The following is a 22,748-nucleotide window of genomic DNA, read 5'->3' as shown; positions in this document are numbered from 1 at the left end:
AGTAGACCATGCAATTCTTCGACGACTCGCTGCACCCGGAAAACATGGAAAAGGTAGTCATCACCGTGGCCCCGTACGGCCCGGAGTGGATGCCGGAAGATTTCCCGGAAGACATCCCGCTGACCATGGACGAGCAAGTCCAGAAAGCGGTCGAATGCTATGAAGCCGGCGCCACGGTTCTGCACTTGCACGTGCGTGAACTGGATGGCAAGGGCTCCAAGCGCCTGTCGAAATTCAACGAGCTGATCGCCGGTGTGCGTGAAGCCGTGCCGGACATGATCATCCAGGTCGGCGGTTCGATTTCCTTCGCCCCGGAAAGCGATGGCGAAGCGGCCAAGTGGCTGTCAGACGACACTCGCCACATGCTGGCCGAGCTGACCCCCAAGCCGGATCAGGTCACCGTGGCGATCAATACCACCCAGATGAACATCATGGAGTTGCTGTATCCGGAATACCTGGAAGGCACTTCCCTGGCCAATCCGCTAACCCAGGCCGCCTACAGCGAAATGACCGTACCGGCAGGTCCTGCCTGGGTTGCCGAGCACCTCAAGCGCCTGATGGACAACGGCATCCAGCCGCACTTCCAGTTGACCGGCATGCACGCCATGGAAACCCTCGAGCGCCTGGTGCGCAGGGGCATCTACAAGGGCCCGCTGAACCTGACCTGGATCGGCATCGGCGGCGGCTTCGACGGCCCGAACCCGTTCAACTTCTTCAACTTCATCCACCGCGCACCGGACGGTTGCACCCTGACCTCCGAATCGCTGCTCAAGAACGTCATGCCGTTCAACACCATGTCGATGGCCATGGGCATGCACCCGCGCGTGGGCAATGAAGACACTATCATTGATCACAAGGGCGATCGTTTCGGTTCGGTGGCGCAGATCCAGCAAACCGTGCGCATCGCTCATGAACTGGGCCGCGAAATCGCCACCGGCAAAGAAGCCCGCGAGATCTACCGCATCGGCGTGCAGTACGAAACCATCGAAGAAACCCTGTTGGCCAACGGCATGGCCCCCAACCGCAAGGCTGGGCAAAAAGGTGTACCGCAACGCGGTTGACCGAGGGTCGGGGCGAGAGGCCGTGACCTCTCGTCCGCCTGACCGTTACACGCTTGATAACAAAAATAAAACAAAGCTCTTGAGGAGGCTGCATGGCCTTTCACCCAATAGCCGCTGACGATGACGACTCCAGCGGAGTCGGCGTTGCGCGCCAATATGCCTGGATCGTCTTTGCCTTGACGTTCGGCCTGTTGATTTCCGATTACATGTCGCGTCAGGTACTGAACGCGGTATTCCCGCTGCTCAAGACTGAGTGGGCGTTGAGCGACGGACAGCTGGGTCTGCTCAGCGGCATCGTTGCCCTGATGGTCGGCCTGCTGACGTTTCCCCTGTCGTTGATGGCCGACCGCTTCGGCCGGGTCAAGAGCCTGGCGCTGATGGCGTTCCTGTGGAGCGTGGCGACCCTGGGTTGTGCGTTGGCGCAGGACTACCAGCAGATGTTTATCGCGCGGTTCATGGTCGGTGTCGGCGAAGCCGCCTACGGCAGCGTGGGCATCGCGGTGGTGATTTCGGTGTTCCCCAAACACATGCGGGCCACCCTGGCCAGTGCCTTCATGGCAGGCGGGATGTTCGGTTCGGTGTTGGGCATGGCGTTGGGTGGTGCGATTGCCGCCAAGCTCGGCTGGCGCTGGTCGTTCGCCGGCATGTCGCTGTTTGGCCTGTTTCTGGCGGTGCTCTATCCGCTCATCGTCAAGGAAGCGCGCATTGCACCACAACGTGCCGCGCAGATAGCGAACAAGACGGCTGCCGTGGTCAAGCGTCCGCTGCGCACGCTCTGGTCCAGCCGCTCGGTGGTGTCGACCTACATCGCCAGCGGCTTGCAGTTGTTCGTCGGCGGCACGGTGATGGTGTGGATTCCCAGCTACCTCAACCGCTACTACGACATGCCCACCGACAAGGCCGGCGGCATGGCCGCGATCATCGTGTTGTGCAGCGGTGCGGGCATGATCCTGTGCGGCATGCTCAGCGATCGTCTGTGTCGCAACTCGCCGGAGCGCAAGGTCAGCTTGGCCATCGGCTTCTGCCTGGGCAGTTGCCTGCTGTTGTCGGCGGCGTTTGCCTTACAGGCAGGGCCAGTGCAACTGCTGCTGATCTGCCTGGGCATGGCGATTGCCACCGGCACCACCGGCCCCGCCGGTGCAATGGTTGCCAACCTGACCCATTACTCGGTGCACGGTACGGCGTTCGCCACGCTGACGCTGGCCAACAACATGCTGGGGCTGGCACCGGGGCCGTTCATCACCGGCCGGGTGTCCGACCTCATCGGTCTGCATGCCGCGTTTCAACTGGTGCCACTGGTCAGCCTCGCGGCGGCGGCGGTGTTCTTTTATGCCAAGTGTCATTACCACAGAGATATTGCCCGGCTTCAGGGTCAGAGCGTGCCTGACCCTGTCGGTGAAGCGGGTTTAGAGGTGAAGTTGTGAGTCGTCGTTTACGTATTGATGTGTTTTTCGATTTTATCTGCCCCTGGTGCCTGATCGGCAAACGCCAACTGGAGCATGCGCAGGTGCAGTTTCGCAGTCGCCACCCGGACGTGCAGATCACCACGGTGTGGCATGGCGTGCAGTTGTTGCCTCAGATACCGGTAGAGGGCGAACCCTTCGCCGATTTCTACCGCAAGCGCCTGGGCAATGCCGATGCCATGACCATGCGCCAGACCCAGGTACAGCAGGCGGCCAGTGCGGTTGGCCTGGCCATCGACCTCAGCCGTATCGAGACGATGCCCAACACCGCAGACGCCCATCGCTTGTTCGAGCGTGTCAGCGAACTGGGCAATGCCAGTCAGCGTGAAATGCTGCTCGAACGACTGTTCGCCGCTTATTTCCTGAGACGTGAAAACCTCGGTTGCCGCGAGACCTTGCTGGCCATTGCCCGCTCCTGCGGCGTCGCTCCGGACGGGCTGCTCGATTGCCTGAAGGGCGATGCCACGCCGTTCGAAGGATCTCCCGGCGCGACCAGTGGCGTGCCGAGCTTCAAGTTCGACAACCGCATGACGGTGATCGGTGCACAACCTGCTCAGGCGCTGCTCGGGGCCATGAACGAGGCCCTCAAGGAAAGTGATCGCGAGCGGCAGCCAGCATGACCCGGCGCATTCCCGTGCCGGCCGGCAAACACCCGCAGGCCGGTGGCCGGGCACTGTTCGAATTCGAGGACAAAAGCCTGGCGTTGTTCAACGTCGACGGGCAGCTGTTTGCCATCGACGACAGCTGCCCGCATCAGGGCGCTTCGCTCTGTGGCGGGCGCCTTGAGGGCCGGGTGATTCAATGCTGCGCCCATGGTCTGCGCTTCGATTTGCACAGCGGCTATTTGCTCAACTCAAGGCAAGTCAAAGTCACCAACTACCCGGTCGAGATCATCGACGACCAGGCGTTTATCGTCATCGTTTCCGAGGAGGCCGCGCCATGAGCGCCATTGCTCTCACCCGCATCCACAGTCGCACGCGCGAACTGGCACCGGGGTTTATCGTCAGCCTGATTGTCGCGGCCGCCGCGTCGTTCCTGTCCGAGCACTACGGTGCGCCGGTCATGCTGTTCGCCTTGCTGCTGGGCATGGCCCTGAATTTTCTCGCCGATGACGGTCCGTGCAAGGCCGGTATCGAGTTCACCGCCCGCACGGTGCTGCGCATTGGCGTGGCGCTGCTGGGCATGCGCATCACCCTGGAGCAAATGGCCGCGCTGGGCTGGAAGCCGATTGCGCTGGTGGTGATCCTGGTGGTGGTGACCATCAGTGTGTCGGTGGTCGCCGCCAAGGCCCTGGGTTTCCAGCGCCTGTTCGGCATGCTCACCGGCGGCGCGACCGCCATCTGCGGCGCCTCGGCGGCCCTGGCACTGGCAGCGGCGCTGCCGAACCATCCGCAGAAAGAGCGCGCCACACTGTTCACTGTGATCGGCGTTTCGGCACTGTCGACCCTGGCGATGATCGTCTACCCGATGATCGCCAACTGGCTGCAGTTGTCGCCGCAGGTGGCGGGCGTTTTCCTCGGCGCCACGATCCACGACGTGGCCCAGGTGGTCGGCGCCGGCTACAGCATGTCGACCGAGACCGGCGACACGGCCACGGTGGTCAAGCTGATGCGCGTTGCCATGCTGCTGCCGGTGATCGTCACCGCCGCCATGATCACCCGCATGCAAGGCGCCGACCCGACTGGCAAACGCCCGCCGTTGTTGCCGTGGTTCGCCGTCGGCTTTCTGATCCTGGCCTGCATCAACAGCACGGGATGGGTAGTGCCTGCGGTGCAAGGCACGGTCAACGAACTGTCGCGCTGGTGCCTGGTGATTTCCATCAGTGCCCTGGGCATGAAGACCCGCTTGCGCGAGCTGGCGGCGGTCGGGATCAAGCCGATCCTGCTGATGGTGGGGGAGACGGTCTTCCTCGTCGTGCTGGTGCTGTTGCTGCTGCGCTGGGGGCTCTGAGCGTCTCGTCACGCACAGGTTTTATGGCAGGGCCACACGGCGTTGACTCCTCATGCCGTGGGGCTCTCGACCGGTGTCACAAACACCGGTCTTTCGCGGCGACTGTACCAGCAGTCGCCGTTTTTTTTGCGGCTTTCACAGGTTAGAACTCGGACGCGGTCGCTTGTAGGAGCTGGCTTGCCAGCGATGGTCGTTAACGAAAACGCGGGTGAACTGGATGAACGCGGCGCACTGGAGTCCATCGCCAGCAAGCTGGCTCCTACAGTTTCAGCGTGGGCACGGTCCCCTGTAGGAGCTGGCTTGCCAGCGATGGTCGTTAACGAAAACGCGTGTGAACTGGATGACCGCGGCGCACTGGAGTCCATCGCCAGCAGGCTGGCTCCTACAGTTTCAGCGTGGGCACGCTTCCGTGTAGGAGCTGGCTTGCCAGCGATGGTCGTTAACGATTACGCGGGTGAGTTGGATAAACGCGGCGCACTTGGGTCCATCGCCAGCAAGCTGGCTCCTACAGTTTCAGCGTGGGCACGGTCCCCTGTAGGAGCTGGCTTGCCAGCGATGGTCGTTAACGATTACGCGGGTGAGTTGGATAAACGCGGCACCGGAGTCCATCGCCGGCAAGCCGGCTCCTACATGTGTGTGCTCGACTCAGGATTCTTTCGGGCCTGCGACAGGTTTCGCCGTGGATTGTTTTTGCGCACGCCACGTCGCCGGCGGCATCCCGAACTGGCTGATAAACCACCGCGTAAACGAACTCGCCATCGAATAGCCGAGCATGTCGGCAATGCGGCTCAGCGAGTAGTTCGGGTTGTCCAGGTAACGCAGCACCAGATCTCGGCGCACGTCGTTGATCACATCGTTGAAGGCGCAGCCGTCGTCCTTGAGGCGGCGTTGCAGGGTGCGCACGTTCATGCCCTGGCTCTGGGCGACCTGTTCGATGGTGGCGCGTCCCATGGGCAGCAGCAGGTAGATGGCCTTGCGCACTTCGAACAGCATCGAGGTGCCTTCGTGGCCCTGCAGCGAGTCGAGGTAGCTCTGGGCGTAGCGGGCCATGGCCGGGTCGGCGTTGGGGTTGGTCATGTCGAGGCTGATGTCGGGGCAGACGATGCCGTTGAACTCGCTGCCGAACTCCAGTTTGCAGCCAAACAGCCGGCGGTGCAGGTGCAGGTTGTCCGGCGCCTGGTGCATGAAGTTGACGCTGTAGGGGTGCCAGTGACTGCCGAGCAGGGCCGAGCACAGCCGGAACATCACGCCGATGGCCAGCTCCGTGGCCTGGCGGCTGGGCATGGGCGTTTCGGTGACCACCTCTTCGCGAATGATCACCATCTTGCCGGCCTCTTCGATGAAGATGGCCAGCGAGTCGTTCATCAGGTGTCGGTAATCCACCACGACCTGCAAGGCATCGCGCAGGGTGCGCTGGTGGCTGAGCAACAGGCTGACCACGCCGAAGTCCGAGAGCTGGCGCGACTCGGCCATGCTCAGGCCGAAGGTCTGGCAACCGCTGGCGGTGGCGGAGTCTTCCAGCAGACGCACGGCGGCATCGATCTGGATGCGGTGTTCAGGGGCTTGCAGTTGGGCCCTGCTCAGGCCGACAGCGGCCAGCACGTCGCGCGGGTTGAAACCCAGGTACTGGGTGACCTCAAGGTAGTTGGTCAAGACGGCGGCGCGAACAAGCTTGGTCATGCGAGGGGCTTCCCTGTGCCGATGGCGATTGGCGTGAGCGTGGCGACTATATCCAGCGTATCAACAGTTGAACAGTTGTCATGTCGTCGATGGTTTTCATGCTGTGCGCTCACCCATCTTCTACGCTGCATTGAGCCATCAGCGCTCATCCGTTGATTACAGTGACCTTGCGCCAACCTGCGGGGTTTTTAGACCGGCGGTCACGCGTCCGAGTGTCCGACAATTTGTCATCAAAAGAAAAGTGCCTGACGTCCAATGTAAAGCGCTTCGGGTGGGCGCTCTTTAATGTCGACCCTACAAAAAGCCCCTGGCGAAAACAGCCAGTCGAGTTATCGAGAAAGCGAAGGTGTTGACCGTGGACAAACTGCAAACTGCCGCCACCGTTCTGATCGTTCCAGGTCTGCGCGAGCATGTGGCCGAACATTGGCAAACGTTGCTGCAAGCCAGGCTGAGCAACGTGCGTAGCGTCCCGCCGCTGGAGACCGACAAGCTCGATTGCATGGCTCGCGTGCGGGCCATCCAGCACGAACTCGAGCAGATCGACGGGCCGGTGATTCTGGTGGCCCACAGTGCTGGCGTACTGATGGTCGCGCACTGGGCTGCGCACTACAGCCGTCCGATCAAGGGCGCTTTGCTGGCCGCGCCACCGGACCTCGATGCGGTCTGGCCGGCAAACTATCCATCCTCCGAAACCCTGCGTAGCCAGGGCTGGAATCCACTGCCACAAGGTCCGTTGCCATTTCGCAGCATCGTGGCCGGCAGCACCAACGATCACCTTGCCACGCTGCCTGCGGTCGCCCGCATGGCAGAAGGCTGGGGCGCCGAATTGCTCAATCTGGGCGATGTCGGTCACCTCAATCCGGCCGCAGGATTTGGCCACTGGCCGCAAGCCGAAGCACTCATCCTGGAGCTGGACCGCTAGTACAAGGAGCTGGACTGGCAGTACGCCACCGGCCTTTGCCCTCATTCCTTAAACGCAAACCCGAAGAGGTTTGCGTGAGGGCGGCTGCGCTAAAAACAAATACAAAAAGGCGGAGACAACGCAATGCACAACAACAAGAGTCACGGCCTCACCGCTCCACGCTACACCTTGCTGGCCTCGGCCATTCTCGCGGCAACCGTACCGGTGGCCCATGGGGCCGAAATCGAGACGGGGAATCCGGACTGGAACGTACGGGTGGATAACACCATCAAGTACAACTACGGCGTGCGCACTGAAAGCGCAGACAAACGCATGTTGGGAACGCCGAACAACAACGACGGCGACTACAACTTCCGCAAGGCCGGCACCAACATCACCAACCGTATCGACCTGTTGACCGAAATGGACGTGGTCTACAAAAACGCCATGGGCTTTCGCGTCAGCGCCGCCAGCTGGTACGACAAGGCCTATGACAACACCGGCTCCAATTCCAACCCGTTCGTCAACGGCAACGATGCGCGTTCGGGCCTGATTGCCAACGACCCGCGCCTGGCCGGGGTCACCCATGACAACGTCGGCAACGGCAGCCCGCACCTGAGCAACTATGCCCAGCGCTACTACAGCGGTCCTTCCGGCGAAATCCTCGATGCCTTCGTGTTCTACAGCACCGAAGTGGGCGAGGAGTCGATGTTCAGCGCCAAGGCCGGCCAGCACAACGTGTTCTGGGGCGAGACCATTCTCAACCCGGTGCACTCGGTCAGCTATGGCCAGTCCGGCCTCGACCTGGCCAAGCTTGCCGCTTCGCCGGGTACCGAAGCAAAGGAACTGTTCGTTCCGCGTAACCAGCTGTCGATGACGTTCACCGTCAACCCCGAGCTGACCGTGGGTGCCCAGTATTTCCTCAATTGGGATGCCGCGCGCCTGCCGGAAGCGGGCACCTATTACGGTGGTTCCGACCTGGTCGGCTTCGGCGCGCAATCGTTCCTGTTGGGCAACACCAACGCCGTGGTACCGGGCAGCCCGCTGGGTTGTGGGCTGGCGCCGTGCAATGCCTTGACCAATGTGCGTCGCGGCAAGGACCTGACACCGCATGACAGCGGCGATTGGGGCGTCATGGCCAAGTGGTCGCCGGCGTGGCTGGATGGCACCCTCGGCGTTTACTACCGCGAAACCTCGGAAATCCTGCCGCAAGCTTATCTGGACGCCAGGGGCATTACCTCGGCCAACCCGAACGGCACCCGTCCGGCGGGGCAAGTGCCTGCGGTGATCAACACCCTCAATTCGCTGGACACTGCCACCTATCAACTGGCCTATGCCGACAACATCAAGATCCTTGGCCTGAGCCTGTCCAAGGATGTCGGCGGGATCAGCGTCGGTTCGGACCTGAACGTTCGTCACAACATGCCGCTGGCCAGTATCCCGGCGATCGTCAGTACCCGCAGCCCGCTGGGCCTGGGTCAAGGTCTGGGTCTGCTGCCTGCCCGTACGGACGCCACCGGTGTGGTCTACGACACCCCGAGCCGTGGCGACAGCATGAGCGCCACAGGCGACACCTTGCACTGGACACTCAACGGTCTGATGACCCTGCCGAAAACCCCGGTGTTCGATCAGGCCACCGTGCTGGCCGAGCTGTACTACAGCAACCTGCTCAAGCTCGATAGCAAGAACGAGGCGCTCTACAAGGGCAAGGACAGCTATCGCGGCATCGACGCGCCGACCCGTGACAACTGGGGCCTGGCGGTCAACTTCACACCGACCTGGTACCAGGTGTTCCCCGGTGTCGACCTCAACGCACCGATGTCCGTCAACGTCGGTCTCGATGGCGTGTCGCCGGTCTCCGGTGGCGGGGCCAAGGACACCGGCAACTATGCCGTGGGCGTGGGCGCCATTGTGTACAACAAATACTTTGTCGACCTGAAGTACGTGGACTCCTTCGGCCAGACCGACAAGTGCAACGTCAGCGGTGTGAGCACCGGCCCGAACGGCGGCGACGGCTCCACCCCGAACGCCTTCAGCGGCAACGAAAACTACGCCTGCTACGCCGGCGGCTACTCGTCCTTCTCCGGCGGTGGTGCCACGACCGAGGACCGTGGTGCCGTGTACCTGACGATGAAAACAACATTCTGATTCACCACTGATTTGCTCAATGCAAGCAGGAGAATAACAAGATGAAATTTGTACAAACCGTGTTGGCCGCTTCGCTGGCCATGGTCCTTGCCGCCCAGGCACAGGCCGCTGTTTCAGCCCAGGAAGCTGCCAAACTGGGCACCAGCCTGACGCTGGTGGGCGCCGAAAAAGCCGGGAACGCCGATGGCTCCATTCCCGCCTACAACGGTGGCCTGACCACCGCGCCGGCCAGCTTCAAAGCCGGCGACAGCATGCGCCCGGATCCGTTTGCCAGTGAAAAGCCGCTGGTGGTGATCGACGGCAAGAACGTCGATCAATACAAGGGCCTGCTCACGGCAACCACGGTAGAACTGGCCAAGCGTTTCCCGACGTTCCGTGTCGACGTGTTCCCGACGCACCGCACCGTTTCGTTGCCTCAAGCGATTCTGGATAACGGCGTGAAGAACGCCAGCGGCGCCAAGTCCCTGGAAGGTGGCCTGGCCATCGACAACGTGTTGCCGGGCATTCCGTTCCCGATTCCGCAGTCGGGCAACGAAGCGATGTGGAACTTCCTGTTGCGCTACCAGGGCGTCAGCATCAGCTCCAAGTACGACTCCTGGAACGTCGACTCCGCCGGTGTGCCGAGCCTGGCGACCACCGGGCAGGCGAACATCTCCTACCCGATCTATGAAAACCTCTCGCAGCCGATCAGCAGCGCCGACGTGTACTACCAGATGAAGCTGGCGTACACCGGCCCTGCGCGCCGTGCCGGTGAGGCGATCATGCTCAAGGACGCCGCCAACCCGTTGCAGCAGCCGCGTCGTGCCTGGCAGTACTTGCCGGGTCAGCGTCGGGTGAAACTGGCGCCGAGCCTGGCGTACGACACGCCTAACCCGGGTACCGCCGGTGCAGGTACTTACGATGACGTGTTCGTGTTCAACGGTGCGCTGGACCGCTACGACTGGAAGCTGGTGGGCAAGCAGGAAATGATCGTGCCCTACAACACCTACAAGCTGACCTACGTCCAGGATCCGAAGTCGCTGACCACCGCCAACCACCTCGCGCCGGACTTCGTGCGCTGGGAAAAACACCGCGTGTGGGTCGTCGAAGGCAACCTCAAGGCCGGTGCCCGTCACATCTACGCCAAGCGCCGCTTCTACCTCGACGAAGACAGCTGGACCGCTCTGGCCTCGGATCAATATGACGCCCGTGGCCAGCTGTATCGCGGTTCCTTCGCCTTCCTGAGTCAGAGCTATGACAAGCAGGTTCCGGATTCGACGCCCTTCATGATCTACGACCTGGTGGGTGGTTCGTACAACATCAACGGTGTGGTCGGTCCTTACGGCGGCATCAAGTACATCGAGCCGCTCTCCAAGGCCCAGTGGTCTTCGGAATCCCTGGCAGGCGCCGGCATTCGCTAAGCCAACCGCAAGCAAACGGTCGCACTATCCACTGTAGGAGCGAGCTTGCTCGCGATGAACCAGAGGGCGACGCGGGCATCCAGACAGCACGCGTAATCGTTCACGACCATCGCGAGCAAGCTCGCTCCTACAGCGGCATGACCTGCACGTCAGGCACACGCAGGTGTGCCTCGACGCGGTTTTCCGAAGAGGACGCAGTATGTGTTCGTATAAAAATAATATGTTGCAGCTGGCGTTAGGCGTTGTGCTCGGCCTGTCGCAGGGCATCGCCCAGGCGGCCGATTACGTCGATGTGCTGGACCTGCCCGCCAGAGTCAGTGCCTTGGCGATCAACAGCCCGTTGTCCGGCATGACCCGCGCCGGCGGGCGCGTGATTACCGTCGGCCAGCGTGGCCATATTCTGTTTTCCGATGATTCGGGAAGCCACTGGCAGCAGGCCGCCGTACCGGCCAGTGCCGACCTCACTGCGGTGAATTTTCCGACCACCACCCAAGGCTGGGCGGTGGGCAATGATGGCGTGGTGTTGCACAGCAGCGACGCCGGCGCGACCTGGAAGAAGCAACTCGACGGTCGCCAGATCGGCGAATTGCTGATCAGGCATTACACGGCGCTGGCCAAGGCCGAGCCGGGCAACGAGCAATGGCCGCTACTGGTCGCCGAGGGCCAGAAGCTGGTCGATCAGGGCGCGGACAAACCGCTGCTCGACGTCTGGTTCGCCAATGAAAAAACCGGCTATGTGGTCGGCGTGTTCAACCTGATCCTGCGCACCGACGACGGCGGCCAGACCTGGACGCCGTTCCAGGACCGCACCGACAACCCGCAGGGCTTTCACCTCAACGCCATCGCCTCCACCGGCGACGCGTTGTACATCGCCGGCGAGCAAGGCCTGTTGCTCAAGTGGGACGACAGCGCCCAACGCTTCAATGCCGTGCCGACGCCGTATCAGGGCAGCTTCTTCGGCGTGCTCGGCAAGCCGGGCGAAGTGCTGGTCTACGGCTTGCGCGGCAACGTGCTGCGCAGCACCGATGGCGGCCAGAGCTGGGCCGCGCTGGACAGCGGCCTGCACGTCAGCATCACCGCGGGCCTGATCGATGCCCGTGGCAATTATCGCTTGTTCACCCAGGGCGGGCAGATGCTGGTCAGCCAGGGGACGGGCGCGCAGATGCATCTGGTACGACAACCGGCACCGACGCCGGTCGCCGGCGCTGCCCAGTCCACCGACGGCGCCCTGGTGCTGGCGGGAAGCCGTGGTGCCCGGACGCTGTCCGCCGATCCAGCCCTCGAACCCTAAGAGCGAGAACCCAGACATGGGCAACATCAAACAAGACGCCATGCCGGTGATCCGCGATGTGCGTGATTTCGACCACCGCTCCGGCAACCGCCTGGAACGCCTGGTGTTCAACTTCCGTCCGCTGTTCATGCTGCTGATGGCCCTGGCCACCGTGGTGCTCGGCTACATGGCGGCGACGCGCCTGGAGCTGCGCCCCAGCTTCGAAAAGATGATTCCGCAGAGCCAGCCGTACATCCAGAACTTCCTGGAAAACCGCGCTTCCCTGCGCGGGTTGGGCAACTCGGTGCGGGTGGTGGTGGAGAACACCCAGGGCGATATTTTCGATCCCGAATACCTCGACGTACTCAAGCAGGTCAACGACCAGTTGTTCCTCACCGAGGGCGTCGACCGCGCGTGGATGAAGTCGCTGTGGAGTCCGGCCGTGCGCTGGACCGAAGTCACCGAGGACGGTTTCCAGGGTGGCCCGGTGATGCCCGACACCTATTCAGGGCAGCCTGAACAGATCGAACAGCTGCGCCAGAACATTTCCCGCGCCGGCATTGTCGGCAGCCTGGTGGCCAGCGACTTCAAGTCGACCATGCTGATCGTGCCGCTGCTGGACAAAGCCGCCGCCGGTGGCCAGCGCATCAACTACCACGCGTTCTCGCAGATGCTCGAAGAGCAGTTGCGCGACAAGATCGAATACGCCGGCGACAGCGCTGCGCGTAAATCCGGGGTAGAAGGCTCCGGCCATTACAAGGTCCGGGTGATCGGCTTCGCCAAACTCATGGGCGACCTGATCGACGGCCTGATCCAGGTGATGATGTTCTTCGGTCTGGCCGTGGTCACTTCACTGGCCATCATCTACGCCTACACCCGTTGCGTGCGCAGCACCTTGCTGGTGGTCGGCTGCTCGCTGGTCGCGGTGGTCTGGCAGCTGGGCATCGTCGCCTGGCTCGGTTACGCCATCGATCCGTACTCGGTGCTGGTGCCGTTTTTGATCTTCGCCATCGGCGTGTCCCATGCCGCGCAGAAGATGAACGGCATCATGCAGGACATCGCCCGTGGCACCCACAAGCTGATCGCCGCGCGCTACACCTTCCGCCGTCTGTTCATCGCCGGCGTCACCGCGTTGCTCGCCGATGCCGTTGGCTTTGCGGTGCTGATGCTGATCGACATCCCGGTGATCCAGGACCTGGCGATCACCGCCAGCATCGGTGTCGCGGTGCTGATCTTCACCTCGCTGTTGCTGATGCCGGTGGCGCTGTCTTACGTCGGCGTCGGCGCCAAGGCCGCCGAGCGCGCGCTGAAAATCGACACCCGTGCCGAAAAGCACAAAGGCTTCGGCCGGTTGTGGGACGCGCTCGATCGCTTCACCACCGCCAAGTGGGCCACCGGTGCCGTGCTGGTCGCGGTGTTGATGGGCATTGGCGGCTACGTGGTCAGCCTCAACCTGAAGATTGGTGACCTGGAAAGCGGTGCCCCGGAGTTGCGCGCCGACTCGCGTTACAACCGCGACAACGCCTACATCACCCAGCATTACGCGCTGTCCAGCGACCTGTTCGCGGTGATGATCAAGACGGCGGCGGAAGGCTGCCTGAACTACAAGACCCTGGTGCTCGCCGACCGCCTGGCCTGGGAGCTGCAACAGTATCCGGGCGTGCAGGCCACCGCGTCCTTGGTCAACGCGGTACGGCAGATCACCGCCGGCACCTACGAAGGCAACCCCAAGCTCAACAGCATCCAGCGCAACCAGGACGTGCTCAACTACGCCGCGCAGCAAGCCTCGGTCAACTCCCCGGAGCTGTTCAACACCGAGTGCTCGCTGATGCCGGTGATCGCTTTCCTCAAGGATCACAAGGCTGAAACCCTCGATGCCGTGGTGGCGATTGCAGACAAGTTCGCCAGGGAAAACAGCAGCGACGATCGCCAGTTCCTGCTCGCCGCCGGCAGTGCCGGTATCGAGGCGGCGACCAACATCGTGGTGCGTGAAGCCAATCACACCATGCTGCTGTACGTGTACGCGGCGGTGACGCTGTTCTGCCTGATCACCTTCCGCAGTTGGCGGGCCACGCTGGTGGCGCTGTTGCCCCTGGTGCTGACCTCGATTCTTTGCGAGGCCCTGATGGTGGCCATGGGCATCGGCGTGAAAGTCGCGACCCTGCCGGTGATCGCCCTCGGCGTCGGCATCGGCGTGGACTACGCCCTGTACCTGCTCAGCGTGCAACTGCACTTCCAGCGCCAAGGCCTGCCGTTGTCCCAGGCCTACCGCAACGCCGTGTCCTTCACCGGCCGGGTGGTTGGCCTGGTGGGCATCACCCTCGCCGCCGGCGTGGTGTGCTGGGTCTGGTCGCCGATCAAGTTCCAGGCCGACATGGGCATCCTGCTGACCTTCATGTTCCTGTGGAACATGCTCGGTGCGCTGATCCTGATTCCGGCCCTGTCGTATTTCCTGCTGCGCGAACGGGCCCCGCAGCCGGGTTCCGCTACCGCCGCCGAGAACACTGAATCCACTGAACGTCCGGGCATGCCCCATGCCCTGACCACTTCCGAGTAAGCCAAGATGTCTGAATACAAAGCTCCCCTGCGCGACATGCGCTTCGTACTCAACGAGGTTTTCCAGGTGTCCCGGCTCTGGGCCAGTTTGCCCGGCCTGGCCGACGTGATCGATGAAGAAACCGCCGCTGCCATCCTCGAAGAGGCCGGCAAGATCACTGGCGAAGTCATCGCACCCTTGAACCGCGCCACCGACGAACAGGGCTGTACCTGGAGCAATGGTTCGGTCACCGCGCCAGAGGGTTTTGCCGGGGCCTATCAAGCCTTCGCCGAGGGCGGTTGGGTCGGTGTCGGCGGTGATCCGCAGTACGGCGGCATGGGCATGCCCAAGGCGATTTCGGCGCAGGTCGAAGAGATGGTCAACTCGGCCAGCCTGTCGTTCGGCCTGTACCCGATGCTGACCGCCGGTGCCTGCCTGTCGATCAAGGCCCACGCCAGCGAAGAGCTCAAGCAACGCTATCTGCCGAACATGTACGCCGGCACTTGGACCGGCTCGATGTGCCTGACCGAAGCCCACGCCGGCACCGACCTGGGCCTGATTCGCACCAAGGCCGAACCCCAGGCCGATGGCAGTTACAAGGTCAGCGGCAGCAAGATCTTCATCACCGGCGGCGACCACGACCTGACCGAGAACATCATCCATCTGGTACTGGCGCGCCTGCCGGATGCGCCGGCGGGGCCGAAGGGCATCTCGCTGTTCCTGGTGCCCAAGGTGCTGGTCAACGCCGACGGTTCGCTGGGCGAAAACAACGCGCTGTCCTGCGGCTCCATCGAACACAAGATGGGCATCAAGGCCTCCGCCACCTGCGTGATGAACTTCGATGGCGCCACCGGCTGGATCGTCGACGCGCCGAACAAAGGCCTGGCGGCGATGTTCACCATGATGAACTACGAACGTCTGGGTGTGGGCATCCAGGGCCTGGCCCAGGGCGAGCGTTCCTATCAGAACGCCGTCGCCTACGCCCGCGACCGTCTGCAAAGCCGTGCGCCGACCGGTGCGCAGAACAAGGACAAGGCCGCCGACCCGATCATCGTGCACCCGGACGTGCGCCGCATGCTGTTGACCATGAAAGCCTTGAACGAAGGCGGCCGTGCGTTCTCCAGCTACGTCGCGTTGCAACTGGACACGGCCAGGTACAGCGAAGACGAAGTCACGCGCAATCGCGCGCAGGAATTGGTGGCACTGCTGACCCCGGTGGCCAAAGCGTTCCTTACCGACATGGGCCTGGAAACCACCTTGCACGGTCAGATGGTCTTCGGCGGCCACGGCTACATCCGCGAGTGGGGCCAGGAGCAACTGGTGCGCGACGTGCGCATCACGCAGATCTATGAAGGCACCAACGGCATCCAGTCCCTGGACCTGGCCGGGCGCAAGATCGTCGGCAGCGGCGGGGCGCTCTACCGCTTGTTCGCCTCGGAAATCCGCAACTTTACCGCTAACGCCACTACGGACCTCGACGAGTTCACCAAGCCGTTGAACGCCGCCGTGGACACCCTCGACGAGCTGACCGCGTGGCTGCTGGACCGGGCCCAGGGCAACCCGAATGAAATCGGCGCGGCCTCGGTCGAGTACCTGCACGTGTTTGGCTACACCGCCTACGCCTACATGTGGGCGCGCATGGCCAAGGCCGTCATCAATGGGGATGCCGAGGACGATTTCTACACCAGCAAACTGGCCACCGCGCGTTTCTACTTCGCCCGGTTGCTGCCGCGTATCCACTCGTTGAGCGCATCGGTCAAGGCCGGTAGTGACTGCCTCTACGAGCTGAAAGCCGATCAGTTCTGATCGAAGGACAAGGAACTCCAACCATGCTGAAAACAAAAATAATCCCGCCTGCCGACGGCGCTTATGCGTATCCCTTGCTGATCAAGCAATTGCTGCTGTCCGGCGTGCGTTACGAGCCGGGCCGGGAAATCGTCTACGCCGACAAACTGCGCTACAGCTACCAGACGCTGAACCAGCGCATCCGCCGCCTGGCCAATGCGCTGACGGCGGCCGGGGTCAAGGCCGGTGACACCGTGGCCTTGCTCGACTGGGACAGCCACCGCTACCTGGAATGCTTCTTCGCCGTGCCGATGATCGGCGCGGTGCTGCACACGGTGAACATTCGCCTGTCGCCGGAGCAGGTGCTGTTCACCATGAACCACGCCGAGGATGACCTGGTGCTGGTGCATGACGACTTCCTGCCCCTGGTCGAGCAGATCCACGGGCGGCTGGAAACGGTAAAAGGCTACCTGCAGCTCACCGATGACGAGGCGACCGCGACCTCGCTGCCGGTGCTCGGTGAGTACGAGCACCTGCTATCCCTGGCCCCGGACCAGTACGACTTCCCGGATTTCGACGAGAACTCGGTCGCCACGCTGTTCTACACCACCGGCACCACCGGCGACCCGAAAGGCGTGTACTTCAGCCATCGGCAACTGGTGCTGCACACCCTGAATGCCGTCGGCACCCTGGGCGTCTATCAGGGCCAGCCGCTGCTGCGTTCCGATGACGTGTACATGCCGATCACGCCGATGTTCCACGTGCATGCGTGGGGCGTGCCGTATGTCGCGACCCTGATGGGCATCAAGCAGGTCTACCCCGGCCGCTACGAGCCCAACAGCCTGGTCCGGCTGTACCGTGAAGAGAAGGTGACCTTCTCCCACTGCGTGCCGACCATCCTGCAGATGATCCTCAACTGTGAGCAAGGCAAGGCGACCCGTTTCGACGGCTGGAAAATGCTCCTCGGCGGCAGTGCCCTGACGCTTGGCATCGCCAGTGAGGCCAGCGCCAAAGGCATGGTGGTGCACGCCGGCTACGGCATGTCGGAAACCTGCCCGTTGCTGTGCCTGACCTACCTGCGCGACGAGGACCTTCAGCTATCCGCCGAAGCGCAACTGCCGATCCGCATCAAGACCGGCACGCCGGTGCCGCTGGTCGACCTGAAGATCATCGACGCCGAGGGCAACGACGTGGTCCATGACGGAGAGTCCCTGGGCGAGATCGTGGTGCGCGCGCCGTGGCTGAGCCAAGGCTATCTCAAAGCCCCGGACAAAGGCGCCGAGCTGTGGCACAACGGCTGGCTGCACACCGGCGACATGGCCTCGATCGACAAACAGGGCGGCGTGGAAATCAAGGACCGCATCAAGGACGTGATCAAGACCGGCGGCGAGTGGATCAGCTCCCTGGAACTGGAAAGCCTGATCAGCGAACACCCGGGCGTCATGTCCGTCGCGGTGGTGGGCATCGTCGATGAGCAGTGGGGCGAACGGCCCATGGCCATGGTGGTGTGCGAGCCGGGGCAATACCTGGACCGCAAGATTCTGGAGACGCACCTGCAAGCCTTCGTCGACGGCGGTCGCATCAACAAATGGGCGATCCCCAAGCAGTTCAAGTTCGTCGCCGAAATCCCCAAGACCAGTGTTGGCAAGATCAACAAGAAGCTGATTCGGGAAAGCGAAATGAGCTGAGCGCGACATCCGGGGGCGCGGCATCGTTGAAGGATCGAGTTGCTGCGAAGGAGTCAGCCTGCTACCGCCCTCGGTGGCAGGTCGACGTTGCTGCCGAAAAAAGGTCTCGCCAAGCAAGGCCTTTCTTGATTTGGGGGCAGGAGAAAAACGTTAAATAGATGATAGTCACACAAGGCTAGCCGAACACCACGACTGTCTGCCGGCTGAGTGCCAGCAGTTTTCCATCGGGTGTATGCAGGGTGGTCGAACAGGCACTGTAACCTTCAAGCGCATAATCGGTTGAGGCGTGCATGACACACCAGGTATTGGCTGGCAGATTGATCAGCGGTTGTGGGAACTCCACGCTCCAGGTCAGCGAACTGCCCTGAGCCAAGGCACGGTGCTGGGAGAATACCGCTGGCGGCCAAGCATCGAGCATCGCCAGTAGCTGTGTTTCACTCAACATTGCGTCGAGGGGAGCGTCCTTCAATCGAATCCACCCTCCCGTCGACCGTGATGACGCACCGGTAAACGGCATTCCGCCATAGCCCCAGCGGATGTCGAAATGCTGTAAGTACCGCGGTGCCACATCAGGCAACAAGGGCAAGGGCGCACACTTCTCCAGGGCTGGCAGCCTTGGCATCGGCTCAGCCGACAACGCCAACGCAGAAGACCTGGCGGAACCAAAGCACGTCTGCACGGAGGTGACGGTCTGCTCCGATTGCACGGCCCGGCAATGCAGTTGGGTCACTGCACTGCCTTCGCGAAGTACTTCGGTTTCAAAGAACAGCGGTTTGTCTACCGCCACGGGGCCTATGAATGTCAACGAAAGTGAGCGTAGCGAACGATCCTGAGGAACGAACTGACGCATCGCTTCGTGGGCAAGCGCCACGACGACACCACCGAAAGCAGCTCGGCCTTGGCTCCAACTCGCGGGAATCATCAGGGGGCGATGGGGTAGACGACTTGCGTCGATTAGCGCGGAAAAGTTCATGATTCGCTCACTGTCAGTCTTTGGGGAGACAATGGTAAGTTTCCTGGCACTTGTTCGCGACTGACATAATAGATAGTTGTGTGTGTAAGACGATCAAGAAAAGTTGATGGGAATCTGTGAATTGGCTAGTTGTCGTTGCAATAGCCAGTGGCGATCTAACACATTTGATAGTTATCATTAATGCTAAATGGCCAAATAATATTAGCTCTGAAAAGGAGGTAATAATGGCTATCGCAATTGGTTCCCGTATCGAACTTGATAACGAGCGACTTGAACAAATGCACCGTCTGCGTGCCGAAGTTTTCAAGGAGCGTAAACGTTGGGATGTTTCGATCATCGCCGGCATGGAAATCGATGGTTATGATGCGCTGAACCCCTATTATCTGATCCTGGAGGATGAGCCTGGTTCTGAACGTTTATTCGGATGTTGGCGAATCTTGCCGACCACCGGCCCCTATATGCTCAAGGACACTTTTCCAGCATTGTTGTACGGTGCCCAAGCCCCTCATTCAGAGCGCATATGGGAATTGAGCCGTTTTGCTATCTTGCCGCGGGAAAAGTCCCCGCAATGTCTGTCGCTTGATTCAATTCTGGCCATCAAGGCCCTGATTCATTTTGCTATTGAACGGGGCGTCGATCAGTTTGTAACGGTGACCACACTTGGCGTGGAAAAATTGCTCAGGCGAAAAGGGCTCGATATCAGCCGTTTTGGCCCGGCCATGCGCATTGGTGTCGAGAATGCTATTGCGCTGCGTATAGAACTTAACGAGACCACTCGTGCATCCCTGGCCATGTGAACAAAGCAACGGTGGGTACTCGGAAAAGGTGAGCAAATTGATAGTTTCACGGCGAAAGCCCGTGTCTGGACCATGATCGACTATCAGTTCTGATAGTCGATCTGCTCACAGGTTGACCTGCCGCAGGTGCCTCTATCAAATGTTCTATTTGGTTTCAGCCTCCACGACCACCGGTTCAATGGACGGAAGATTCACTGCTTGCCAAATATCGAAACAGAGGAATCAACGCGATGACAAAACGAATTGTAATTACTGGAATGGGGGCGGTGTCCCCGTTGGGTGTTGGCGTTGAACACAGCTGGAAGCGTCTGTTAGAGGGCAAGTCTGGCGTGCGCAAGATCGAGCGAATAGGCGATCTGCCGGTTGAAATTGCGGGCACTGTCCAGGACATTGGTGCCGACCCTGAAGCCGGTTTCGATGCCAGCGTCTTCGTGAATCCCAAAGAAGCTCGACGTATGGATCGCTTCATCATTTTTGCCCTGGCTGCCGCCAGTGAAGCGATCCGGCAATCAGGCTGGGCTCCATCAACGGATGAAGCAAAGGCACGCACAGCGACCGTCATTGCTTCGGGCATTGGGGGGTTGAATTATATTCGTGATGCAGTGAATTCGATCAACGAAAGTGGCGTGCGCCGTGTTTCGCCTTTTACCGTCCCCGGTTTTCTGGTGAACATGGCATCCGGTCAGGTTTCGATCAAATACGGTTTCAGAGGGCCGCTGGGAGCACCTGCAACGGCCTGCGCCGCTGGCGTGCAAGCCATTGGCGATGCAGTGCGAATGATTCAGAACGATGAAGCTGATATTGCCATTTGTGGTGGCAGCGAGGCGTGCATCAATGAGGTCAGCATTGGCGGGTTCGTCGCGGCCAAGGCAATGGCGACCAGCTTCAATGACCGCCCGCAAGAGGCCTCCCGTCCTTTCGATGCGGATCGCGATGGCTTCATTATTGCGGAGGGCGCCGGGTTGATGGTCATCGAAACCCTGGAACATGCGTTGGCTCGCGGTGCCAAACCTATCGCCGAGATTGTCGGTTATGGCACCAGCGCTGACGCCTATCATGTTACGGCGTCTCCTGAGGATGGCGCGGGCGCTCAGCGATGCATGCGGGTCGCCCTGAAGAAAGCAAATGTTGAACCGGGCGCAGTGAAGTACATCAACGCGCATTCCACTTCGACGATGGTCGGTGACAAAGGCGAACTGGCGGCAGTCAAGGCAGTCTTTGGCCCGAAGAATGTCGCGGTGTCTTCTACCAAGTCATCTACCGGCCATCTACTGGGCGCGGCAGGAGGCCTGGCAAGCATTTTTACGGCCATGTCGCTGGTTAACCAAGTGGTGCCATTCAACCTTAACTGCCACCGACCTGATGAAGACGCGCGGGATGTCGACCTGGTGCTGGGTGAGCCGCGCGCTATAGAGATGGATTACGCACTGTGCAATGGCTTCGGCTTTGGTGGGGTCAACGCCAGTTTACTGCTTAAGGCGTGGCGCGACTGACACCTGCCACATCGTTCGTGTTTATCTTCGGTCCTGTCGCTTGAGTGACAGGCAGAGTGGCTCGAACTGTTCTGACGGTCACTGCCGGGTTCGCCCGGCAGTGACTTTCTGAGACAACGCAGAACTGCGATCTGTCGTCTGGCTTGTTCAAGCCGCTTTCCGTCCTGCCTGTTTGGTCCGCAGATTCAACGAACACATTGTTCAGCCTGGATCAGCACCAATCCGCGTCATTGCATCTGCGATCAACTCATGCACCTAAACACTCACGGGGCTCGTTCGTCGAATCAGGTATAACAACGGCGACCTGCTTGTTATGCGTGGGTGCGACAGTGACGACTGCAAGCCATCTCTATTTTTATTGTGTTTGATTTAATAATTCAGCACTGGTCTGGTGCGGTTGTTTTACGTGATGGGCGTTTTATCGACTAGTACTTGTACTAGTCGGTGCTTGTTGTCAGGTGTGCATGAGTATTCTTTTGTAAGGTTGAACTTGCCGTGCTGTCATTGTATGTGCCTGGCCAGGAGAGGCGTCTTTTTATGAGTGCTTCGGTTGTCGCTGTTAGTTGAGATAGTCAGTTGTTGGTCTGCTTGACTCGGAAATTTTCAACTGTAAACATTAGTTGGATACATGAGGAGTGAAGTTGAGAAATGAAATACGATCCGCAAGAAGATAATTGCCCTTTGCCACACTCACCGTTCAGAAGTTGTGTCGTGCCCCGTCCAATCGCCTGGATATCCAGCGTCGATGAAAGTGGCAATGAAAACCTGGCTCCTTTCAGTCAGTGCGGCATTCTTACATTTGATCCGCCTATGGTCATGTTTGCGGCAAACCATTATCCGACAGGTCAACGAAAGGACTCGGCCGTTAACGCTGAAAAGACCGGCTGGTTTGTCTGGAATATGGCAACCGAGGCGCTCAAGGAAGCGGTAAATATTTCCGCAATGATTGTCCCTTCCGATCAAAGTGAGTTCGAACTGGCAGGCCTCGAGAAAGTAAAGGCCGATCTTTCCGATGTGCCGATGGTGAAAGACAGTCCGTGCCACCTTGAGTGCCGTTATGTTTCAACAACGGTGGTAAAGGGTAAAAGTGAGCTGGGAACAGTGGACCTGATCATCGGTGAGGTGATTCGTGTGCATATTAATGATGACTACATAAAGCCGGATGGCTGTGTCGATATTCAGAAAGTTCGGCCCATTGGTCGAATGGGATATCTCGATTATTCAGTGATCGATAATACTTTTTCCATGGAAGTGCCGATGACTGATGAAATCCGCGCGATCATGAGTGAAATCATGTCTGGCAGTGCCAAAAAGCCTCAAACAGTAGGAGTGGAATAATGAGCGTAAGTACCGTGGTTAATAATGTGATTGGCGAACTGACTGATTTTGATGTCGCGACCATCACCGATGAGACCCTTATCAGCGATATCTATTTGGTCAGTCTTGATTATGTAAGTATTCAGGTTGCCCTGAAGAAAGAGCTGGGCATCGCCATCGATGTCAATAAGTTGCCTGAGGCGAAGCTCAGCACGATGGGGGATTTTTACGCCTTCTGCCGAAGCGAGCAGGCCCGGTCCAATACGCCGGCATAACCGTGCAAACA

The 22,748-nt window shown here is 60.5% G+C and carries 18 protein-coding genes; 16 read left to right on the top strand and 2 right to left on the bottom strand.

All coding sequences use genetic code 11. The features are described 5' to 3' along the window. Positions 1-8: 8 nt before the first annotated feature. The 5 genes from AB7M25_RS25325 (at position 9) to AB7M25_RS25305 (ending at position 4,474) form a co-directional block, all read left to right on the top strand. Positions 9-1,061 carry a BKACE family enzyme gene (locus tag AB7M25_RS25325; RefSeq protein WP_007979210.1) on the top strand — a complete coding sequence of 351 codons (1,053 nt, stop codon included), beginning with the start codon at positions 9-11 and terminating at the stop codon, positions 1,059-1,061. Positions 1,062-1,153: 92 nt separating this feature from the next. Beyond that, the gene (locus AB7M25_RS25320; RefSeq protein WP_454238138.1) at positions 1,154-2,485 is read left to right on the top strand and encodes an MFS transporter; all 1,332 of its coding nucleotides are present in this window, start codon (positions 1,154-1,156) and stop codon (positions 2,483-2,485) included. Next, a complete protein-coding gene (locus AB7M25_RS25315; protein WP_429560287.1) occupies positions 2,482-3,144 on the top strand; it encodes a DsbA family oxidoreductase in 663 nt (220 codons plus the stop codon). The genes AB7M25_RS25320 and AB7M25_RS25315 overlap by 4 nt, the downstream gene beginning before the upstream one ends. Beyond that, complete coding sequence (locus AB7M25_RS25310) at positions 3,141-3,467, top strand: Rieske (2Fe-2S) protein (RefSeq protein WP_007979217.1); 327 nt, start codon at positions 3,141-3,143, stop codon at positions 3,465-3,467. The genes AB7M25_RS25315 and AB7M25_RS25310 overlap by 4 nt, the downstream gene beginning before the upstream one ends. Beyond that, positions 3,464-4,474: a YeiH family protein gene (locus AB7M25_RS25305; RefSeq protein WP_429385535.1), complete on the top strand. Its 1,011-nt coding sequence runs from the start codon at positions 3,464-3,466 to the stop codon at positions 4,472-4,474. Before AB7M25_RS25310 ends, AB7M25_RS25305 begins: the two co-directional genes overlap by 4 nt. Before the next feature lie 645 nt (positions 4,475-5,119). Here the strand turns inward: AB7M25_RS25305 and AB7M25_RS25300 are convergent. Continuing rightward, positions 5,120-6,154 carry an AraC family transcriptional regulator gene (locus AB7M25_RS25300; protein ID WP_454238137.1) on the bottom strand — a complete coding sequence of 345 codons (1,035 nt, stop codon included), beginning with the start codon at positions 6,152-6,154 and terminating at the stop codon, positions 5,120-5,122. Between the two features lie 355 nt (positions 6,155-6,509). Here AB7M25_RS25300 and AB7M25_RS25295 point away from each other — a divergent pair, with 355 nt between their 5' ends. From AB7M25_RS25295 to AB7M25_RS25265, 7 genes are all read left to right on the top strand, one after another. Then, on the top strand, positions 6,510-7,076 hold the full coding sequence (locus AB7M25_RS25295; RefSeq protein ID WP_116581054.1) for an RBBP9/YdeN family alpha/beta hydrolase: 567 nt from the start codon (positions 6,510-6,512) through the stop codon (positions 7,074-7,076). Between the two features lie 123 nt (positions 7,077-7,199). Further along, positions 7,200-9,203: a DUF1302 domain-containing protein gene (locus AB7M25_RS25290; protein WP_429385541.1), complete on the top strand. Its 2,004-nt coding sequence runs from the start codon at positions 7,200-7,202 to the stop codon at positions 9,201-9,203. A gap of 41 nt (positions 9,204-9,244) precedes the next feature. Continuing rightward, positions 9,245-10,603 (top strand): DUF1329 domain-containing protein, encoded by a 1,359-nt coding sequence (locus AB7M25_RS25285; protein ID WP_007971965.1) that lies wholly within the window; start codon positions 9,245-9,247, stop codon positions 10,601-10,603. A 199-nt stretch (positions 10,604-10,802) separates the two neighbouring features. Next, positions 10,803-11,894, top strand: a complete 1,092-nt coding sequence (locus AB7M25_RS25280) for a WD40/YVTN/BNR-like repeat-containing protein (RefSeq protein ID WP_454238136.1) — start codon at positions 10,803-10,805, stop codon at positions 11,892-11,894. Between the two features lie 16 nt (positions 11,895-11,910). Continuing rightward, on the top strand, positions 11,911-14,430 hold the full coding sequence (locus AB7M25_RS25275) for an efflux RND transporter permease subunit (protein WP_454238135.1): 2,520 nt from the start codon (positions 11,911-11,913) through the stop codon (positions 14,428-14,430). A 6-nt stretch (positions 14,431-14,436) separates the two neighbouring features. Next, positions 14,437-16,215: an acyl-CoA dehydrogenase C-terminal domain-containing protein gene (locus AB7M25_RS25270; protein ID WP_429560284.1), complete on the top strand. Its 1,779-nt coding sequence runs from the start codon at positions 14,437-14,439 to the stop codon at positions 16,213-16,215. Between the two features lie 23 nt (positions 16,216-16,238). Continuing rightward, positions 16,239-17,882 (top strand): fatty acid--CoA ligase, encoded by a 1,644-nt coding sequence (locus AB7M25_RS25265; protein WP_454238134.1) that lies wholly within the window; start codon positions 16,239-16,241, stop codon positions 17,880-17,882. A gap of 175 nt (positions 17,883-18,057) precedes the next feature. On the opposite strand, the gene AB7M25_RS25260 is transcribed toward AB7M25_RS25265, so the two are convergent. Further along, positions 18,058-18,855, bottom strand: a complete 798-nt coding sequence (locus AB7M25_RS25260; protein ID WP_429517634.1) for an acyl-CoA thioesterase — start codon at positions 18,853-18,855, stop codon at positions 18,058-18,060. 224 nt (positions 18,856-19,079) lie between these two features. Here AB7M25_RS25260 and AB7M25_RS25255 point away from each other — a divergent pair, with 224 nt between their 5' ends. The 4 genes from AB7M25_RS25255 to AB7M25_RS25240 all read left to right on the top strand — a co-directional run bounded on the left by AB7M25_RS25255 (position 19,080) and on the right by AB7M25_RS25240 (position 22,737). Further along, entirely contained in the window at positions 19,080-19,652 is a 573-nt protein-coding gene (locus tag AB7M25_RS25255) for an acyl-homoserine-lactone synthase (RefSeq protein WP_429517636.1), read from the top strand. Between the two features lie 230 nt (positions 19,653-19,882). Then, the gene (gene fabF / locus AB7M25_RS25250) at positions 19,883-21,145 is read left to right on the top strand and encodes a beta-ketoacyl-ACP synthase II (RefSeq protein ID WP_429385556.1); all 1,263 of its coding nucleotides are present in this window, start codon (positions 19,883-19,885) and stop codon (positions 21,143-21,145) included. Positions 21,146-21,793: 648 nt separating this feature from the next. Continuing rightward, positions 21,794-22,483 carry a flavin reductase family protein gene (locus AB7M25_RS25245; protein ID WP_429517637.1) on the top strand — a complete coding sequence of 230 codons (690 nt, stop codon included), beginning with the start codon at positions 21,794-21,796 and terminating at the stop codon, positions 22,481-22,483. Beyond that, positions 22,483-22,737, top strand: coding sequence for a hypothetical protein (locus AB7M25_RS25240; RefSeq protein ID WP_429560282.1), 255 nt, complete (start codon positions 22,483-22,485; stop codon positions 22,735-22,737). The genes AB7M25_RS25245 and AB7M25_RS25240 overlap by 1 nt, the downstream gene beginning before the upstream one ends. The last annotated feature ends 11 nt before the right edge of the window (positions 22,738-22,748 follow it).

The sequence above is a fragment of the Pseudomonas sp. AP3_22 TE3818 genome (assembly GCF_053628995.1).
Note: the sequence above shows the minus strand (reverse complement) of the source record. Positions and strands in the feature narration are given on the sequence as shown.

Coding starts and splice junctions, on each gene's coding strand:
- AB7M25_RS25245 (WP_429517637.1), top strand. CDS start 21,794: ATGAAATACGATCCGCAAGAAGATAATTGCCCTTTGCCACACTCACCG.
- fabF (WP_429385556.1), top strand. CDS start 19,883: ATGACAAAACGAATTGTAATTACTGGAATGGGGGCGGTGTCCCCGTTG.
- AB7M25_RS25280 (WP_454238136.1), top strand. CDS start 10,803: ATGTGTTCGTATAAAAATAATATGTTGCAGCTGGCGTTAGGCGTTGTG.
- AB7M25_RS25260 (WP_429517634.1), bottom strand. CDS start 18,855: ATGAACTTTTCCGCGCTAATCGACGCAAGTCGTCTACCCCATCGCCCC.
- AB7M25_RS25265 (WP_454238134.1), top strand. CDS start 16,239: ATGCTGAAAACAAAAATAATCCCGCCTGCCGACGGCGCTTATGCGTAT.
- AB7M25_RS25285 (WP_007971965.1), top strand. CDS start 9,245: ATGAAATTTGTACAAACCGTGTTGGCCGCTTCGCTGGCCATGGTCCTT.
- AB7M25_RS25310 (WP_007979217.1), top strand. CDS start 3,141: ATGACCCGGCGCATTCCCGTGCCGGCCGGCAAACACCCGCAGGCCGGT.
- AB7M25_RS25240 (WP_429560282.1), top strand. CDS start 22,483: ATGAGCGTAAGTACCGTGGTTAATAATGTGATTGGCGAACTGACTGAT.
- AB7M25_RS25255 (WP_429517636.1), top strand. CDS start 19,080: ATGGCTATCGCAATTGGTTCCCGTATCGAACTTGATAACGAGCGACTT.
- AB7M25_RS25320 (WP_454238138.1), top strand. CDS start 1,154: ATGGCCTTTCACCCAATAGCCGCTGACGATGACGACTCCAGCGGAGTC.
- AB7M25_RS25305 (WP_429385535.1), top strand. CDS start 3,464: ATGAGCGCCATTGCTCTCACCCGCATCCACAGTCGCACGCGCGAACTG.
- AB7M25_RS25290 (WP_429385541.1), top strand. CDS start 7,200: ATGCACAACAACAAGAGTCACGGCCTCACCGCTCCACGCTACACCTTG.
- AB7M25_RS25300 (WP_454238137.1), bottom strand. CDS start 6,154: ATGACCAAGCTTGTTCGCGCCGCCGTCTTGACCAACTACCTTGAGGTC.
- AB7M25_RS25270 (WP_429560284.1), top strand. CDS start 14,437: ATGTCTGAATACAAAGCTCCCCTGCGCGACATGCGCTTCGTACTCAAC.
- AB7M25_RS25275 (WP_454238135.1), top strand. CDS start 11,911: ATGGGCAACATCAAACAAGACGCCATGCCGGTGATCCGCGATGTGCGT.
- AB7M25_RS25325 (WP_007979210.1), top strand. CDS start 9: ATGCAATTCTTCGACGACTCGCTGCACCCGGAAAACATGGAAAAGGTA.